This window comes from Streptomyces xinghaiensis S187 (genome assembly GCF_000220705.2).
Lineage (GTDB): Bacteria > Actinomycetota > Actinomycetes > Streptomycetales > Streptomycetaceae > Streptomyces > Streptomyces xinghaiensis.
On record NZ_CP023202.1, the window covers coordinates 4,274,256 to 4,290,204 of the forward strand.

A 15,949-nucleotide genomic window follows, 5' to 3' on the forward strand; every position below is an offset into this window, starting at 1 on the left:
CCGGGGCCGCGCCCCGCGGGAAAACCGGTCAGCTCTTGCGGTGACCTATCAGCCGGGGTTTCTGCTCCATGCCGTCCAGGCCGTGCCAGGCGAGATTCACCAGATGGGCGGCGACCTCCGCCTTCTTCGGCTTCCGCGCGTCCAGCCACCACTGGCCCGTCAGGGCGACCATCCCCACCAGCGCCTGGGCGTACAGCGGGGCCAGCTTCGGGTCAAAGCCCCGGGCCTTGAACTCCAGCCCGAGGATGTCCTCCACCTGGGTGGCGATATCGCTGATCAGCGAGGCGAAGGTGCCCGTCGACTGGGCCACCGGCGAATCCCGGACCAGGATCCGGAAACCGTCCGTGTACGACTCGATGTAGTCCAGCAGGGCGAACGCCGCCTGCTCCAGCAGCTCCCGCGGATGCCCGGCGGTCAGACCGTTGGTGACCATCTCCAGGAGCTTGCGCATCTCCCGGTCCACCACCACCGCGTAGAGCCCCTCCTTGCCGCCGAAGTGCTCGTAGACCACCGGCTTGGAGACCCCGGCCTTCGCCGCGATCTCCTCCACCGACGTGCCTTCGAAGCCCTTCTCGGCGAACAGCGTGCGGCCGATGTCCAGCAGCTGCTCGCGGCGCTCCTTGCCCGTCATTCGTACGCGTCGGCCGCGCCGGCCACCCGGACTCGGAGCCTTGCTCTTCTCGCCACTGCTTCCATCACTCGCCACATGTTCAATCATGCCGCCTTCGCGGCCCCGTCTTCACGGGAGTTACCGGTCTTCCGCCGGGACTCCACGCGCTCCTTGCTCGGCCAGCGAACATCGTGGGCCCAGCCGAGCAGCTCGAACCAGCGGATGAGCCGGGCACTGGAGTCCACCTGCCCGCGCATCACCCCGTGCCGGGCGGACGTCGGGTCGGCGTGGTGCAGGTTGTGCCAGGACTCGCCGCAGGACAGCACCGCGAGCCACCAGACGTTGCCGGAGCGGTCCCGCGACTTGAACGGCTTCTTGCCGACCGCGTGGCAGATGGAGTTGATCGACCAGGTGACGTGGTGCAGCAGCGCCACCCGCACCAGGGAACCCCAGAAGAAGGCCGTCGCCGCGCCCTGCCAGGACCACGTCACCAGACCGCCGACCAGCGGCGGGATGGCCAGCGACACCGCCGTCCACAGCATGAACTGGCGGGAGATCCGGCGGATCGCCGGATCCCTGATCAGATCCGGGGCGTACTTCTGCTGCGGCGTCTGCTCCTCGTCGAACATCCAGCCGATGTGCGCCCACCACAGCCCCTTCATCAGGGCTGGAACGGTCTCACCGAACCGCCACGGCGAGTGGGGATCGCCCTCGGCGTCGGAGAACTTGTGGTGCTTGCGGTGGTCCGCCACCCAGCGCACCAGCGGGCCCTCCACGGCCATCGACCCGGCGACGGCCAGGGCGATCCGCAGCGGCCGCCTGGCCTTGAAGGAGCCGTGCGTGAAGTAGCGGTGGAAGCCGATGGTGATGCCGTGGCAGCCGAGGAAGTACATGAAGACCATCAGGCCCAGATCCAGCCAGCTCACCCCCCAGCCCCAGGCCAGCGGCACCGCCGCGACCAGCGCCAGGAACGGCACCGTGATGAACAGGAGCAGCGCGAGCTGCTCGACGGACCTCTTGTTGTCGCCGCCGAGCGTGGCGGACGGGACGGGGGAATGGGTGTCGGCGGCCTTCGGGGCGTCGTCGATCACATCGGGAGTCGTGGTCATGGGGGGCGTCCCTCACCGAACTGGGGGCATGGCTACGGATGCGTAACCTACGGCATCGTAAGTATGGCAGTGGTCCCCTCAGGGTCAATGGCCTGTGGATAACGTGGTGCGCCGGGCACCTATCCTGGTGGGCGCCGGACAGCGCGGTCCGCACCCCGCCCATCGTGCTCATCCATGCAAGGAGCCGCACCTGTGAGCAGTGCCGACCTCACACCCGAGACCGACGACAACGCACCGCTGCGCGCTGACATCCGGCGTCTCGGCGACCTCCTCGGCGAGACCCTCGTCCGCCAGGAGGGCCCCGAGCTCCTGGAACTCGTCGAGCGCGTCCGCGCCCTCACCCGTACGGACGGCGAAGCCGCCGCCAAGCTCCTCGGTGAGACCGACCTGCCCACCGCGGCCAAGCTCGTGCGGGCCTTCTCCACGTACTTCCACCTGGCGAACATCACCGAACAGGTGCACCGCGGCCGCGAGCTGCGCGCCCGCCGCGCCGCCGAGGGCGGCCTGCTCGCCCGTACCGCCGACCGGCTGAAGGACGCCGACCCCGAGCACCTGCGCCAGACGGTCCGGCACCTCAACGTCCGGCCCGTCTTCACCGCGCACCCCACCGAGGCCGCCCGGCGCAGCGTCCTCAACAAGCTCCGCCGCATCGCCGCCCTCCTGGAGGAGTCCGTCGGCAGCGGCAGCGGCGACCGCCGCCGCCACGACCTGCGGCTCGCCGAGAACATCGACCTCGTCTGGCAGACCGACGAGCTCCGCGTCGTCCGGCCCGAGCCCGCCGACGAGGCCCGCAACGCCATCTACTACCTCGACGAGCTGCACGCCGAAGCCGTCGGCGACGTCCTGGAGGACCTCTCCGCCGAGCTGGAGCGCGTCGGCGTCGAGCTGCCCGCCGGCACCCGCCCCCTCACCTTCGGCACCTGGATCGGCGGCGACCGCGACGGCAACCCCAACGTCACTCCCGACGTCACCCGTGACGTGCTGATCCTCCAGCACGAACACGGCATCACCGACGCCCTCCGGCTCATCGACGAACTCCGCGGCCTGCTCTCCAACTCCATCCGCTACACCGGCGCCACCCAGGAACTCCTGGACTCCCTCTCCCTCGACCTGGAGCGGCTCCCCGGCATCAGCCCCCGCTACAAGCGGCTCAACGCCGAGGAGCCCTACCGCCTCAAGGCCACCGCCATCCGGCAGAAGCTCCTCAACACCCGGCAGCGGCTCGCCACCGGCACGCCCCACCAGGAGGGCCGCGACTACCTCGGCACCTCCGAACTCCTGGCCGACCTCGTCCTCATCCAGGAATCCCTGCGCGCCCACCGCGGCGGCCTCTTCGCCGACGGCCACATCGACCGCACCATCCGCACCCTCGCCGCCTTCGGCCTCCAGCTCGCCACCATGGACGTCCGCGAGCACGCCGACGCCCACCACCACGCCCTCGGCCAGCTGTTCGACCGGCTCGGCGAGGAATCCTGGCGCTACGCCGACATGCCCCGCGACTACCGCACCAAGCTCCTGGCCAAGGAGCTGCGCTCCCGCCGCCCCCTCGCCCACAGCCCCGCGCCCCTCGACGCCGCCGGAGCCAAGACCCTCGGCGTCTTCGAAGCCGTCCGGGACGCCAAGGAGCGCTTCGGACCCGAGGTCATCGAGTCGTACATCATTTCGATGTGCCAGGGCGCCGACGACGTCTTCGCGGCCGTCATCCTCGCCCGCGAGGCCGGACTCCTCGACCTCCACGCCGGCTGGGCCGGAATCGGCATCGTCCCGCTCCTGGAGACCACTGACGAACTCCGCGCCGCCGACGTCATCCTCGACGCCATGCTCGCCGACCCCTCCTACCGGCGGCTCGTCGCCCTCCGCGGCGACGTCCAGGAGGTCATGCTCGGCTACTCCGACTCCTCCAAGTTCGGCGGCATCACCACCAGCCAGTGGGAGATCCACCGCGCCCAGCGACGCCTCCGCGACGTCGCCCACCGCTACGGCGTACGGCTCCGCCTCTTCCACGGCCGCGGCGGCACCGTCGGCCGCGGCGGCGGCCCCTCGCACGACGCCATCCTCGCCCAGCCCTGGGGCACCCTGGAAGGCGAGATCAAGGTGACCGAACAGGGCGAGGTCATCTCCGACAAGTACCTCGTCCCCTCCCTCGCCCGGGAGAACCTGGAACTCACCGTCGCCGCCACCCTCCAGGCCTCCGCGCTGCACACCGCCCCCCGCCAGTCCGACGAGGCCCTCGCCCGCTGGGACGCGGCCATGGACACCGTCTCCGACGCCGCCCACAGCGCCTACCGCCGCCTCGTCGACGACCCCGACCTGCCCGCCTACTTCTTCGCCTCCACCCCCGTCGACCAGCTCGCCGAACTCCACCTCGGCTCCCGGCCCTCCCGCCGCCCCGACAGCGGCGCCGGCCTCGACGGACTCCGCGCCATCCCGTGGGTCTTCGGCTGGACCCAGTCCCGGCAGATCGTCCCCGGCTGGTTCGGCGTCGGCTCCGGCCTCAAGGCCGCCCGCGAAGCCGGACTCGACAGCGTCATCGACGAAATGTGCGAACGCTGGCACTTCTTCCGGAACTTCCTCTCCAACGTGGAGATGACCCTCGCCAAGACCGACCTGCGCATCGCCCGCCACTACGTCGAAACCCTCGTCCCCGACGAGCTCAAGCACGTCTTCGACACCATCGAGGCCGAACACGACCTGACCGTCCGCGAAGTCCTCCGCGTCACCGGCGGCGAACGGCTGCTCGGCTCCAACCCGGTGCTCCAGCAGACCTTCCGCATCCGGGACGCCTACCTCGACCCGATCTCCTACCTCCAGGTCGCCCTGCTCGACCGCCAGCGCCGCGCGGCCGCCAACGGCGAACAGCCCGACCCGCTGCTCTCCCGCGCCCTGCTGCTCACCGTCAACGGTGTCGCCGCCGGCCTCCGCAACACCGGATGACCCCGCCGGCCACACACCCCTGACAGCGAACACCGGCGGACCCGCACCTCATCGGGTGCGGGTCCGCCGGCGTTCCGGCCGCGCCCGGCGGCCCCCGGTTCACAGCGTCAGAAACGCCCCGCCCAGCAGAGCCGCACCCGCCAGCCCCAGCCCCCACGCCGTACGGCGCATCCGCAGCCCGCCCGCCACCACCAGTGCCGCCAGCAGCAGCGACCCCGCCAACGGGATCCACGCGTGCAGCACACCGCCCAGCCCCGTCCGCACCGCCTCGTCCGTCCCCGGCTTCACCGCCACCGGCAGCCGCTCCCCGCGCTCCCGGCCCGCGGCCTCCACCACCGTCACCGTCCGCCGCTCCGCGTCCGCACCCGCGGGCGCCCCGGACGCCGGCTCGAACCGGCCCCCGCACACATCCCCGTCACAGCGCTCTATGGTCACCGTGCCGCGCTCGCGCCCCTTCGTCAGCATCGCGTGCTGCGCCGCGTCCCAGGACGTGAACACCCCCGCGGTCAGCACCAGCAGGGCCACCGCCGCCATCAACGCCTGCTTGCCGACCAGCAGCAGCCCGTAGGCGCTCTCTCCCGCCCGGCGGACGGCGGGGCGGCGCTTGGACTTCGTCGGTGCCATGCGGGCGATCCTTGGCCATGGGAAACCACCCGGTCAACCGCCGCTCCCCGGTTGCGGGACACTGTCCCGTTAGACGGTGAAAGATGCCGCCGTCAGCTGTTGTACGTACTCTGCGCCCGCTCCAGACCGTCCTCGACCAGGCACTCCACGGCGTCCGCCGCACGGTCCACGAAGTAGTCCAGCTCCTTGCGCTCCGCCGCCGAGAAGTCCTTCAGCACGAACGCCGCCACATCCATCCGCCCCGGCGGCCGCCCGATGCCGAACCGCACCCGGTGGTACCCGGCGCCCATCGCCTTCGTCATCGACTTCAGCCCGTTGTGGCCGTTGTCGCCCCCGCCCAGCTTCAGCCGCAGCGCCCCGTAGTCGATGTCCAGCTCGTCGTGGACGGCCACCACCCGCTCCAGCGGCACCTTGTAGAAGTCGCGCAGCGCCGACACCGGGCCACCCGACAGATTCATGTACGACATCGGCTTGGCGATCACCACCCGGCGGCTGCCCGGCCCCGGCGCCCCCAGCCGGCCCTCCACCACCTGCGCCCGCGCCTTGTGCGCCTTGAACCGCCCGCCCACCCGCCCGGCGAGCAGATCGGCCACCAGGAAACCGGCGTTGTGCCGGTTGCCCGCGTACTCCGGCCCGGGATTGCCCAGGCCCACGATCAGCCAGGGGCTGTCCGCATCGCTCATCTACGTCTCTCCTGCCGGTGCCCGGGTCCGGGGGTCCCCGTCCCGGTCTCGTGGGTCGGAAGTCCAGGGATACACGACCGCCGTCCCGCTCCAGCGGAGCGGGACGGCGGTCACAGTGCGGCGCCTCGCGGCGGGGCGGCGGAGGCTCAGGCCTCCTCGCCCTCGCCCTCCTCGCCCTCGGCCGGAGCCTCGGCCTGCGTGGAGACGACCTGCAGGACCACGGTGTCGCCGTCCACGGCGAGCGCCGTGCCCTTCGGCAGCGTGACGTCCTTCGCCTGGATCGAGGCACCGGCCTCCAGACCCTCCACGGACACGGTGAACGCCTCCGGGATGTGGGTGGCCTCGGTCTCCACCGGCAGCGCGTCCAGCATGTGCTCCAGAAGGTTGCCGCCCGGGGCCAGCTCACCCTCGGTGTGGACCGGGACGTCGACCGTGACCGTCTCGCCCTTCTTCACGACCAGCAGGTCGACGTGGACCAGGAAGCCGCGAATGGCCTCGCGCTGCACGGCCTTGGGGATGACGAGCTGGCTCTTGCCGTCCGTGGTCAGGCGGATCAGGACGTTCGGCGTCTTCAGCGCCATCATCAGTTCGTGGCCCGGAATCGCCACGTGCACCGGCTCGCCGCCGTGGCCGTAGACGACGCCCGGCACCTTCTCCTCACGGCGGAGACGGCGCGCGGCGCCCTTGCCGAACTCCGAGCGGATCTCGGCGGGAATCTTGACCTCAGCCATGGCTGCACTCCTCGTACTGCGTACCCGACGGCGCCTGGAAACGGCCACCGCCCGTACGGATCTGATCTGACGGCCGTCACCCGGCCCACGACAGACCTGCTACGAAGAGCGCGTCGATAACGGACACCGCACACGAGTGCGGCCTCCCTCGCCGAGCAACTCCACGAGTCTACCCGGCGGGAAGGCCGCCCCCAAGTCGATCTACGGCCCGGCCCGTGAGGCCCGCCCGCGACCGGTCACCGCCCGGCGGTGCACGTCAGCGGCGGCCCTCAGCGGTGACCGTGCCGGACCGTCAGGCCTGCTCCTCGAAGAGACTCGTCACCGAACCGTCCTCGAACACCTCACGCACCGCCCGCGCGATCGTCGGCGCCATCGACAGCACCGTGATCTTCTCCAGCTCCAGCTCGCCCGGCGTGGGAAGCGTGTCGGTGAACACGAACTCGCTCACCTTCGAGTTCTTCAGCCGGTCCGCCGCCGGACCCGACAGCACACCGTGCGTCGCCGTCACGATGACATCCTCCGCACCGTTCGCGAACAGCGCGTCCGCGGCCGCCGTGATCGTGCCACCCGTGTCGATCATGTCGTCGACCAGCACACAGATCCGGCCCTTCACATCACCGACCACCTCGTGCACCGTGACCTGGTTCGCCACGTCCTTGTCACGCCGCTTGTGCACGATCGCCAGCGGCGCACCCAGCCGGTCGCACCAGCGGTCCGCGACCCGCACCCGGCCGGCGTCCGGAGACACCACCGTCAGCTTGGAGCGGTCCACCTTCGCCCCCACGTAGTCCGCGAGGACCGGCAACGCGAACAGATGATCCACCGGACCGTCGAAGAAACCCTGGATCTGGTCCGTGTGCAGATCCACCGTGAGAATCCGGTCCGCACCCGCGCACTTCAGCAGATCCGCGATCAGCCGCGCCGAGATCGGCTCCCGGCCCCGGTGCTTCTTGTCCTGCCGGGCGTAACCGAAGAACGGCAGGATCACGGTGATGCTCCGGGCCGAAGCCCGCTTCAGAGCATCGACCATGATCAACTGCTCCATGATCCACTTATTGATGGGAGCCGTGTGGCTCTGCATCAGGAAGCAGTCCGCGCCGCGCGCCGACTCCTGATAACGGACGTAGATCTCACCGTTGGCGAAGTCGAACACCTTCGTCGGGACCAGGCCGACACCGAGCTGGTGCGCGACCTCCTCGGCGAGCTCGGGGTGGGCGCGGCCGGAGAAGAACATCAACTTCTTCTCGCCGGTCGTCTTGATCCCGGTCACAGCACAGTCTCCTTGGCAGCGACATCAAACTCTGGGGGAACAGGGGGCGCACTTTGGATGCAGTTCTCACGGTACGCCCAGCGCGGCGCACCCCGGCACGAGGGCTAGGCCCCGTCACCCTCCTCCTGAGCTGCGGAAGCCGCCTGCGCGGCGGCGCTCCCGGGACGCTTCCGGGCCACCCAGCCCTCGATATTCCGCTGCTGGCCCCGGGCCACGGCCAGCGAACCCGGCGGCACATCACGCGTGATGACCGACCCCGCGGCGGTATAGGCCCCGTCCCCGATGGTGACAGGAGCCACAAACATGTTGTCCGAACCCGTCTTGCAATGTGAGCCGACCGTCGTCCGGTGCTTGCTCTCACCGTCGTAGTTCACGAAGACGCTCGCCGCCCCGATGTTGGAGAACTCGCCGATCGTCGCATCACCCACATACGACAGATGCGGCACCTTCGTCCCCTCGCCGATCTGCGAGTTCTTCATCTCGACGAACGTGCCCGCCTTGGCCTTCCGCGCCAGCCGCGTCCCCGGCCGCAGATACGCGTACGGGCCCACCGACACCTCCGGGCCGATCTCCGCCCCGTCCGCGACCGTCCGCACCACCCGGGCACCCGCACCCACCGACGTGTCCGTCAGCGTGCAGTCCGGACCCACCTCCGCACCCGCCGCCAGACGCGTCGCACCGTGCAACTGCGTACCCGGATGGACCACCGCGTCCGGCTCGAACACCACCGTCGCGTCCAGCCACGTCGTCGCCGGATCCACCACCGTCACCCCGGCGAGCATCGCCGCCTCCAGCAACCGGTCGTTCAGCAACCGCCGCGCCTGGGCCAGCTGCACACGGTTGTTGATACCCAGGATCTCCCGGTGATCGGCCGCCACGGCCGCGCCCACCCGGTGCCCCGCCTCGCGGAGAATCCCCAGCACATCGGTGAGGTACTCCTCGCCCTGGCTGTTGTCGGTGCGGAGCTTGCCCAGCGCGTCCGCCAGCAGCCGGCCGTCGAACGCGAAGACCCCGGAGTTGATCTCCGTGATCGCGCGCTGCTCGTCCGTGGCGTCCTTGTGCTCGACGATCGCGGTGACCGCGCCGTCCGCCGGGTCGCGCACGATGCGGCCGTAGCCGGTGGAGTCCGGTACCTCGGCGGTGAGGACGGTCACGGCGTTGCCGTCCGCGGCATGGGTGCCGGCGAGGCTCCGCAGCGTGGCCCCGGTGAGCAGCGGGGTGTCGCCGCAGACCACCACCACGGTGCCGTCGGCCGCGCGGCCGGCCGCGGCCAGGGACTCCAGCCCCATCCGCACGGCGTGCCCGGTGCCGTTCTGCTCGTGCTGCACGGCCGTCGTCGCGGCGGGGTCGATCCCGGCCAGATGCGCGGCCACCTGCTCGCGGGCATGGCCCACGACCACGACGAGCTGCTCGGGATCGAGTTCACGGGAGGCGGCGACGACGTGCCCGACGAGGGAGCGGCCGCAGATGCTGTGCAGGACCTTGGGAGTGGCCGACTTCATACGGGTGCCCTCACCCGCGGCGAGGACGACGACGGCTGCCGGGCGGTTGACGCTCACGGGTGTGCCCTTCGGCTTCGGATGGTGGACACCCGCAGGATACCGGGGTGTTTCGGGCCCGGAACGCGCGCGGGCCCCGGCCGTGCGGCCGGGGCCCGTGAGGGGTTGCGCTCAGCTCCGCTGCCAGGACTCGAACCCGGACTTAGGCCACCAAAAGACCCAGTGCTACCCATTACACCACAGCGGATGGCATAAGTGGCCAATTCGGACATTTGGTTAAGCTGTCCGTCCGGCCGCTACTACTATGCCGTACCACCAGCCTTCGACGCGACGGTATAGGTCCGCGCTGTCGTTCACGCGGATGGCAAGGCAGCCGTAGTAGTCGTCACCCGTATTCCTCCGGGTGGTCCTCGGGTTGTGCTTCTTCAGGGCCGTCTTGCCGAACTGGTCCGGGGCGGCACCGGTGTGCTCCAGCCAGAAGCGCTCGGCACGGCTTCGGCAGGTCGCGTACCCAGAGTGAGATCGAGCTTTTCGGGCAGCCCAGTTCGAGCTGGATCTCGTCGTAGGTCATCCCGCGTGAGCGCATCTCGCGGGCCGCGGCGCGCGGGTCGTCCTTGGCGTTGGGCCGTTTCGTCCAGTCCGGCGGGGGCTCGCCGTCGAGCAGGCGGTTGAGCAGGTTGTTGTTGTGCACCTTCAGCCGGTTCAGCCGGTCGCGGATCTGCTTGCGGCTCAGTCCTTGTGTGCGGGTGGGCGGAAATACGGGCGATTCGGCAGTTCGGGTGGAAGTCGCAGAAATCGACCGCGTTCGAGTCCGGTTTGTGTGGATGCCCCGCTCCGGTATCCGTGGAGTGCGGCCTTAGGGTGGACGTTATGACCACATCGGGGGTAGTAGAAGCCGCGGAACCGGGCGCTCGGGGCGCGCCCGCGGGGCCGTGGTGGTGGGAGCGGCGGCGCGGGATGGCGCTGGACGTCGCGCTGACGGTGGCGTCGGTCGTGGAGTGTGCGGCGGAGGGGTACGCGTTCGCCGGTGAGGCGCGGATTCCGGTGGTGCTGGGGGTGCTGCTGGGCGTGGTGGCGGGGTCGGTGCTGCTGGTGCGGCGGCGCTGGCCGATCGCGGTGGTGCTGGTGGCGGTGGCGGTCTCGCCGGCGGAGATGGGGCTGCTGCTGGGGCTGGTGGGCCTGTACACGCTGGCGGCGTCGGAGGTGCCGCGGCGGATCACGGCGGTGCTGGCGGGGATGTCGATGGCCGGGACGCTGCTGGTGACGTTCATCCAGTTCCAGCGGGACCTCGGGCAGCAGGAGGAGTACGTGGCGCCGGAGTGGGTGGTGCTGCTGGCGCCGGTGCTGATGTCGCTGGGGCTGACCGCGCCGCCGGTGTTCCTGGGGTTGTACGTGGGGGCGCGGCGGCGGCTGGTGGAGAGTCTGCGGGAGCGTGCGGACGGTCTGGAGCGGGAGCTGTCGCTGCTGGCCGAGCGGGCGGAGGAGCGTGCCGAGTGGGCGCGGGACGAGGAGCGCCGGCGGATCGCGCGGGAGATGCACGACGTGGTGGCGCACCGGGTGAGTCTGATGGTGGTGCATGCGGCGGCTCTGCAGGCGGTGGCGGTGAAGGATCCGGAGCGGGCGGTGAAGAACGCCGGTCTGGTGGGGGATCTGGGGCGGCAGGCGCTGACGGAGTTGCGGGAGATGCTGGGGGTGCTGCGCTCGGGGTCGGCGGTGAAGGCGGACGCGGAGCCGGGTGCGGGGGCGGAGCCCGGCGCGGGCCCGGATTCGGGTTCGCGGGCGGAGGCCGGTCCGGGTGCGGGGTCCGGTCCGGGCGCCGGGCGGCCGGTGGCGGATCCGGGTGGTGACGGGGGTGACGGGCGCGCGGCCGGGGGTGCGGAGCGGGTGCCCGTGCCGGCCGGGGCCTCGGTGTCTCCGGGTGTGCGGGGCGCGGGGCCGGGTGCGGCCGTGGCGGTGGAGTCGGTGCCGCGGCCGTCGGTGGCGGCGGAGCCGGCCGAGGGGCCGGGGCTGGGTGATCTGGAGGTCCTGGTCGGTGAGTCCCGGGCGGCCGGGATGGTGGTGGAGTTCTCCGTGGAGGGGGAGGCGGTCCGGGAGCGTGCGCCGCAGGTGGAGCAGACGGCTTACCGGGTGGTGCAGGAGGCGTTGACGAACGTGCACAAGCATGCGGCGGGTGCGGAGATACGGGTGCGGTTGGCGCACCGGGAGTCCGAGGTCGCGGTGCTGGTGGAGAACGGTCCGGCGGCGGAGGGCGGCTCGGATGCGCGGTTGCCCAGTGGCGGGAACGGTCTGGTGGGGATGCGGGAGCGGGTGACGGCGCTGGGGGGCGGTTTCGTGTTCGGCCCGACGGAGTCGGGGGGGTTCCGGGTGTCGGCGGTGCTGCCGGACCGGAGCGGCTGAGGGCGGACCGGGACGGATGCCCTTGAGCCGATGCCTCGGAGCGGGCTGAGGGCGGTCGGGGGTGGTTGTGGCCCTGTGCGGCTGAGGGCGGTCGGGCCCCCGGTTGCCGGTGTTGTCGTTCCGGTGCCCGGTGCCCGGTGCCCGGTGGCCTGTGGGTGCGGGTGCTCGCTCAGTTCTCGGTGCCGGGGGCCGGGGCCGGGGCGGGCACGGACCCGCTGTCGGGGCGGGTGGCTGTCCCGGTCCGGTGGCCGGGGGCGTGGTTCCCGTCACGGGAGGGCGCGGGGTCCGGGCGGTGTTCCGTGGTGGTGTCCGGAGTGTGCTCCGCGGTGTGTTCCGGAGGCTGCTCCTCGGTGCGGGGCCCGGGGCGTTCCGGGGTGTGGTCCTCGGCCGGGTCCCGGGGGTGTTCGCCGGCGCCGTCCCGGGGGCGGTCGGTGTCGCGACGGGTGCCGCGGCCGGTGATAGTGGCCAGACTGGTGCGGATGTGCTCCATCTGGGCGCGGAGGGTGTCGCGGCGGCTGGCGTGGTCGCGCAGGGCGCGTTCGGTTTCGCGTTCGACGCGTTCGCGGCGGGCGTGGGCCTGGGTGATGATGTCGGCGGCGCGGGCTTCGGCTTCGTCGCGTTCGCGCCGGGCGGTGTCCTCGGCGTCGGCGTGGGTGTCGCGGGCCCCGGCGAGGAGGGTTTCGGCGCGTTCCGTCAGTTCGGTGACGTGCTTCTCGGTGGCGGCCCTGGCGGCGGAGAGTTCCCGGTCGGCGTCGGCCCGGCGGGCGGCGAGTTCGCGTTCCTGTTCGGCGTGGAGGCGGGTGGCCCGCTCGCGGGCGTCCTTGAGTGCGGCGGCTGCCTGGGCGCGTTGTTCCTGGGCGGCCCGGCGGGCGGTGGTGAGGGTCTTGCCGGCGATCTCGCGGGCGGCGGCGAGGGCCTGCTCGGCCCAGTGGTCGGCTTCCTTGCGGAGTGCGGTGGCGTCGACGCGGGCGGCGTCGCGGAGGGTGCGGGCGGTCGCGTCGGCTTCGTCGCGGAGGGCCTGGGCGGTGGTCTCGGCGCGGGCGCGGAGTTCGGCGGCCTCGGCCTCGACGGTGAGGAGGAGTTCGCGGGCGCGGTCGCCGAGGCTCTCGTAGGTCTGCGGGGGGAGTTGTGCGGCGTGTTCGCGGAGCCGGGTGAGTTCGGTCTCCATGTCCTGGGCGCGGGCCGCGAGCCGGTCGGCGCGGTCGAGGGCCTCGTCGCGGGCTCCGGTGAGTTCGGCGATCGCGCGGTTGACCTGTTCCGGCCGGTAGCCGCGCCGGTGGCCGCGTACGGTGGCGATCCCGTGGGGTGACACAGTCGCACTCATTTTGAGCCCTTTCGTCCCGATTGTGAGATCCGCTCCGGCGCATATCTTTCCGATGCGGGTCAGGCGCCCATAACGCGACACTCCGCCCTTCCGTCCCTGTTCAAGGATGCGGCATCGGCCGCGAAGCCGGAATGGCGTCCGGTGCGGCGGGTTGGGCACGGCGGGGGCGGGCCGTGTGAGGACGCCGCCGGGTGCCCGGGGTGTCGGGGCACCCGGCGGCGTACCGGGAGGGAGAAGGGCGGCGGCGGGCCGCCGGGGTCAGAGCAGTCCGTCCCACATCTGTTCGAGGATGACGGACCACCAGCTCTCGGGGGACGACAGGCAGGCGGCGTCGAGGGCGATCAGCTGGGCCTGGAAGTCGACGGTCCAGCGGCCGGCCTGTTCGGGCGTCAGTCCGTAGCGCAGCCGCCACATGCGGCCGAGCATGGCCATGCAGCGGACGAATTCGGGCAGTCCGGTGTTGACGAACTGCGGGGGGACCGGCTGTCCGCCCGGCCCCGCCTCGATCGGTACGGCGACGATGTTGGCCGTGCCGTACTGCACGCACAGCTGGCGGCCGAAGTCGCTGCCCATGACGAGGTACGAGCCGGCGTCCGGGGCGGGCTGCACGCCGCGTTCGGCTGCCAGTTCGGCCAGGGTCGGCACGGGGCGGCCGGGCTGGGCCTGGGCCCAGAAGAACGGGCCGAAGTCCACCGGCAGTCCGGCCCACACCAGGGTCTGCGCGACGATGTCGGGCACGCCCTGCCGGGAGACCGCGTGCTGGTCGAACCGGAAGAGCCCCTGCGGGCCGAAGGACTGGGCCAGTTCGTGGGCGAGGCCCTCGGCCGGCACCGGCGGGATCGGCGGCACCTGGCCGGGGTGCGGCAGCGGCACCCGGTTCGGCGCGGGGCGTGCCGGGCCGTCGGCCACCTGGTGCAACTCGCCCTGGTGCTCGATCAGATGGCGTACGCCCTGCTGCCGTGTGGCGTGGTCACGGCCGTAGGGAGCGGTGTGGCTGATCCGCACCTGGGGGAAGGTCTCGCGGACCATCCGGGCGCAGTAGCCGCCGGGCAGGTCGCAGGACTCCAGTTCGGTGTGGAGTTCCAGCACCTGCTGCGGCGGCACGTTCTGTGCGCGCAGTTCGTGCAGGATCTGCCACTCCGGGTGCGGGGTGCCGTAGGCGGAGCGGCGGATGATCTGCTGCTCCGAGCCGTCCTGCGCGCGGTAGCGGAGGACGGCCATGTAGCCGGGGCCGACCATGGGCGGACCGGCTGGTGCCTGCGGGTAGCCGTACGCGCCCGGGGCGGGTGGCGGGGGCGGCGGCTGGGCGCCGGGCGGCGTGCCGGGGGTGCCGGGCGGGCCCGGGGGGTGGGGCGCTCCGGGTGCTCCAGGGGCTCCGGGGCCGCCGGGGTTGGGTCCGGCGAGCATGGTCGCCTGGTAGTGGGGGTCGGCGCCGGGGGCCCCCGGCCCACCGGGAGCGCCGGGGGTGCCGGGCGGTCCGGGGGGCGGCGGGGTGCCCGCGCCGGGGGTGCCGGGCGGGCCGGGGGGATGGGGTGCTCCCGGCGCGGCGGGGCCGCCCGGGTTGGGTCCGGCGAGCATGGTGGCGGCATGGTGCGCGCCGTCACCCGGCGCGCCGGGCGCGGGGGGCGGCGGGGGAGTGCCGGGGGTGCCGGACGTTCCCGGGGCTCCCGGGGGGCCGGGCGGCGGGGGTGTACCCGTGCCCGGGGCCTGCGGGGCCTGCGGGGCCTGCGGGGCCTGCGGGGCCTGCGGGGCCCGCGGCGTGCCGCCCGGAGCCGGGGCGCCGCCGGTACCGGTGCCGCCCGGGGTGGACGGTTCGCCGACGGCCGGGGCGACGGTGGTGCGGGGCAACTGGCTGCCCCCGGACATCAGTTCCGTCCGGTCGTGCGCCCGCGAACTCTGCCGCGGGCCCGCTGCCTCGTCTCCGTCCTCGCCGGCCAGCGGCGGTGCGAAGACGGTGGCGGGGAGGTCGACGGAGGCGTCGTCGGGCCCCGCGGTGATGTCGGTGCCGGCCCAGGGGGTTCCGCTGGGAGGCGCGGCGGGGCCGGGTACGGCGCCGGGGGCGGCCGCGGGGGCGCCGTCCCGCGCGGAGGGGCCCGGGCCGTTCCCGGCGGCGGAGCCCGTCCCGCCGGGGGAGCCGGAGGCTCCGGACGAGCCGGCCTCGGGCCAGGCGGTGCCCGCGACGGGCGCGCCGCCGGACGGGGTGGCCGCGGCGGGCGTGGCGGAGCCGGATCCCGCACCCGGGCCGGATCCCGCACCCGAGACGGTGCCGGATCCCGCTCCCGGCGCGCCACCGGGAGCCGAGCCCCCAGCGGTGCCCGGGCCCGTGTCCGCGTCCGCCGCCGGTCCGGAGCCCGCAGCCGGTGTGGCGGAGTCCCGCCTGCGGTCCGGGATGCCGATCTGGTCGGCGGCGTCCTGGAGCCACTGCGGGGGTGTCAGCAGGAAGGAGGTGGCCTCCAGGTCGACCCGCTGCGGCCGTTCGGCCGGTTCGTCGCCGGTGTCCAGGGGGGCCGCGCCGTAGCGCTCCTCGTAGTGGCGGATGATCTCGCCGACCGGGAGCGCGGGCCACAGGGTGGCGTCGCCGCTGTCCCGGGCGATGACGAGCCGGGACCGGCCGCCGTCCGAGGTGGGGCCGTCCTCGCGGTCCTCGGCCCAGGCCACGAAGCCCAGGTCGAACTCGCGTACCTTCACCTCGCGGTGCTGGTACGCGGGGACGTCGCCGTTGATCCACTCCTCGGCGCGCTCCTGCGCCTGTGCGAAGGTCACCATCG

11 protein-coding genes, 1 tRNA gene and 1 pseudogene are annotated in these 15,949 nt (G+C 72.6%); 2 read left to right on the forward strand and 11 right to left on the reverse strand.

The annotated features are described in order from the left end of the window. Positions 1–28 precede the first annotated feature (28 nt). Together SXIN_RS18360 and SXIN_RS18365 are read right to left on the reverse strand one after the other, a co-directional pair. The gene (locus tag SXIN_RS18360) at positions 29–718 is read right to left on the reverse strand and encodes a TetR/AcrR family transcriptional regulator (RefSeq protein ID WP_063831803.1); all 690 of its coding nucleotides are present in this window, start codon (positions 716–718) and stop codon (positions 29–31) included. Beyond that, positions 715–1,719 carry an acyl-CoA desaturase gene (locus SXIN_RS18365; protein ID WP_019711763.1) on the reverse strand — a complete coding sequence of 335 codons (1,005 nt, stop codon included), beginning with the start codon at positions 1,717–1,719 and terminating at the stop codon, positions 715–717. The genes SXIN_RS18360 and SXIN_RS18365 overlap by 4 nt, the downstream gene beginning before the upstream one ends. 192 nt (positions 1,720–1,911) lie before the next feature. Here SXIN_RS18365 and ppc point away from each other — a divergent pair, with 192 nt between their 5' ends. After that, the gene (ppc, locus tag SXIN_RS18370; protein ID WP_019711762.1) at positions 1,912–4,653 is read left to right on the forward strand and encodes a phosphoenolpyruvate carboxylase; all 2,742 of its coding nucleotides are present in this window, start codon (positions 1,912–1,914) and stop codon (positions 4,651–4,653) included. Between the two features lie 99 nt (positions 4,654–4,752). Here the strand turns inward: ppc and SXIN_RS18375 are convergent, their stop codons facing one another. The 7 genes and pseudogenes from SXIN_RS18375 to SXIN_RS18405 form a co-directional block, all read right to left on the reverse strand. After that, entirely contained in the window at positions 4,753–5,277 is a 525-nt protein-coding gene (locus SXIN_RS18375; RefSeq protein WP_019711761.1) for a hypothetical protein, read from the reverse strand. A gap of 92 nt (positions 5,278–5,369) precedes the next feature. After that, positions 5,370–5,960 carry an aminoacyl-tRNA hydrolase gene (gene pth, locus SXIN_RS18380; RefSeq protein WP_019711760.1) on the reverse strand — a complete coding sequence of 197 codons (591 nt, stop codon included), beginning with the start codon at positions 5,958–5,960 and terminating at the stop codon, positions 5,370–5,372. 146 nt (positions 5,961–6,106) lie between these two features. Further along, a complete protein-coding gene (locus SXIN_RS18385; protein WP_019711759.1) occupies positions 6,107–6,691 on the reverse strand; it encodes a 50S ribosomal protein L25/general stress protein Ctc in 585 nt (194 codons plus the stop codon). A 292-nt stretch (positions 6,692–6,983) separates the two neighbouring features. Then, a complete protein-coding gene (locus SXIN_RS18390; protein WP_019711758.1) occupies positions 6,984–7,961 on the reverse strand; it encodes a ribose-phosphate diphosphokinase in 978 nt (325 codons plus the stop codon). Positions 7,962–8,065: 104 nt separating this feature from the next. Beyond that, complete coding sequence (glmU, locus tag SXIN_RS18395; RefSeq protein WP_019711757.1) at positions 8,066–9,520, reverse strand: bifunctional UDP-N-acetylglucosamine diphosphorylase/glucosamine-1-phosphate N-acetyltransferase GlmU; 1,455 nt, start codon at positions 9,518–9,520, stop codon at positions 8,066–8,068. A 115-nt stretch (positions 9,521–9,635) separates the two neighbouring features. Next, a tRNA-Gln gene (locus tag SXIN_RS18400) sits at positions 9,636–9,707 on the reverse strand. Positions 9,708–9,736: 29 nt separating this feature from the next. Then, a pseudogene (locus SXIN_RS18405) lies at positions 9,737–10,256 on the reverse strand (hypothetical protein). Positions 10,257–10,330: 74 nt separating this feature from the next. Here SXIN_RS18405 and SXIN_RS18410 point away from each other — a divergent pair. Next, complete coding sequence (locus SXIN_RS18410; RefSeq protein ID WP_095757235.1) at positions 10,331–11,857, forward strand: sensor histidine kinase; 1,527 nt, start codon at positions 10,331–10,333, stop codon at positions 11,855–11,857. Positions 11,858–12,026: 169 nt separating this feature from the next. Here SXIN_RS18410 and SXIN_RS18415 read toward each other — a convergent pair whose 3' ends face one another. Next, positions 12,027–13,181 carry a cellulose-binding protein gene (locus SXIN_RS18415; RefSeq protein ID WP_157916306.1) on the reverse strand — a complete coding sequence of 385 codons (1,155 nt, stop codon included), beginning with the start codon at positions 13,179–13,181 and terminating at the stop codon, positions 12,027–12,029. Between the two features lie 258 nt (positions 13,182–13,439). Then, complete coding sequence (locus SXIN_RS18420; RefSeq protein ID WP_095757236.1) at positions 13,440–15,947, reverse strand: SUKH-4 family immunity protein; 2,508 nt, start codon at positions 15,945–15,947, stop codon at positions 13,440–13,442. Positions 15,948–15,949: the final 2 nt, after the last annotated feature.

What these genes read in the sequence shown, in the direction of transcription:
- SXIN_RS18360 (WP_063831803.1), bottom strand. Translation starts at nt 718, where the DNA reads ATGATTGAACATGTGGCGAGTGATGGAAGCAGTGGCGAGAAGAGCAAG.
- SXIN_RS18365 (WP_019711763.1), bottom strand. Translation starts at nt 1,719, where the DNA reads ATGACCACGACTCCCGATGTGATCGACGACGCCCCGAAGGCCGCCGAC.
- SXIN_RS18375 (WP_019711761.1), bottom strand. Translation starts at nt 5,277, where the DNA reads ATGGCACCGACGAAGTCCAAGCGCCGCCCCGCCGTCCGCCGGGCGGGA.
- pth (WP_019711760.1), bottom strand. Translation starts at nt 5,960, where the DNA reads ATGAGCGATGCGGACAGCCCCTGGCTGATCGTGGGCCTGGGCAATCCC.
- SXIN_RS18385 (WP_019711759.1), bottom strand. Translation starts at nt 6,691, where the DNA reads ATGGCTGAGGTCAAGATTCCCGCCGAGATCCGCTCGGAGTTCGGCAAG.
- SXIN_RS18410 (WP_095757235.1), top strand. Translation starts at nt 10,331, where the DNA reads ATGACCACATCGGGGGTAGTAGAAGCCGCGGAACCGGGCGCTCGGGGC.
- SXIN_RS18415 (WP_157916306.1), bottom strand. Translation starts at nt 13,181, where the DNA reads ATGAGTGCGACTGTGTCACCCCACGGGATCGCCACCGTACGCGGCCAC.
- SXIN_RS18420 (WP_095757236.1), bottom strand. Translation starts at nt 15,947, where the DNA reads ATGGTGACCTTCGCACAGGCGCAGGAGCGCGCCGAGGAGTGGATCAAC.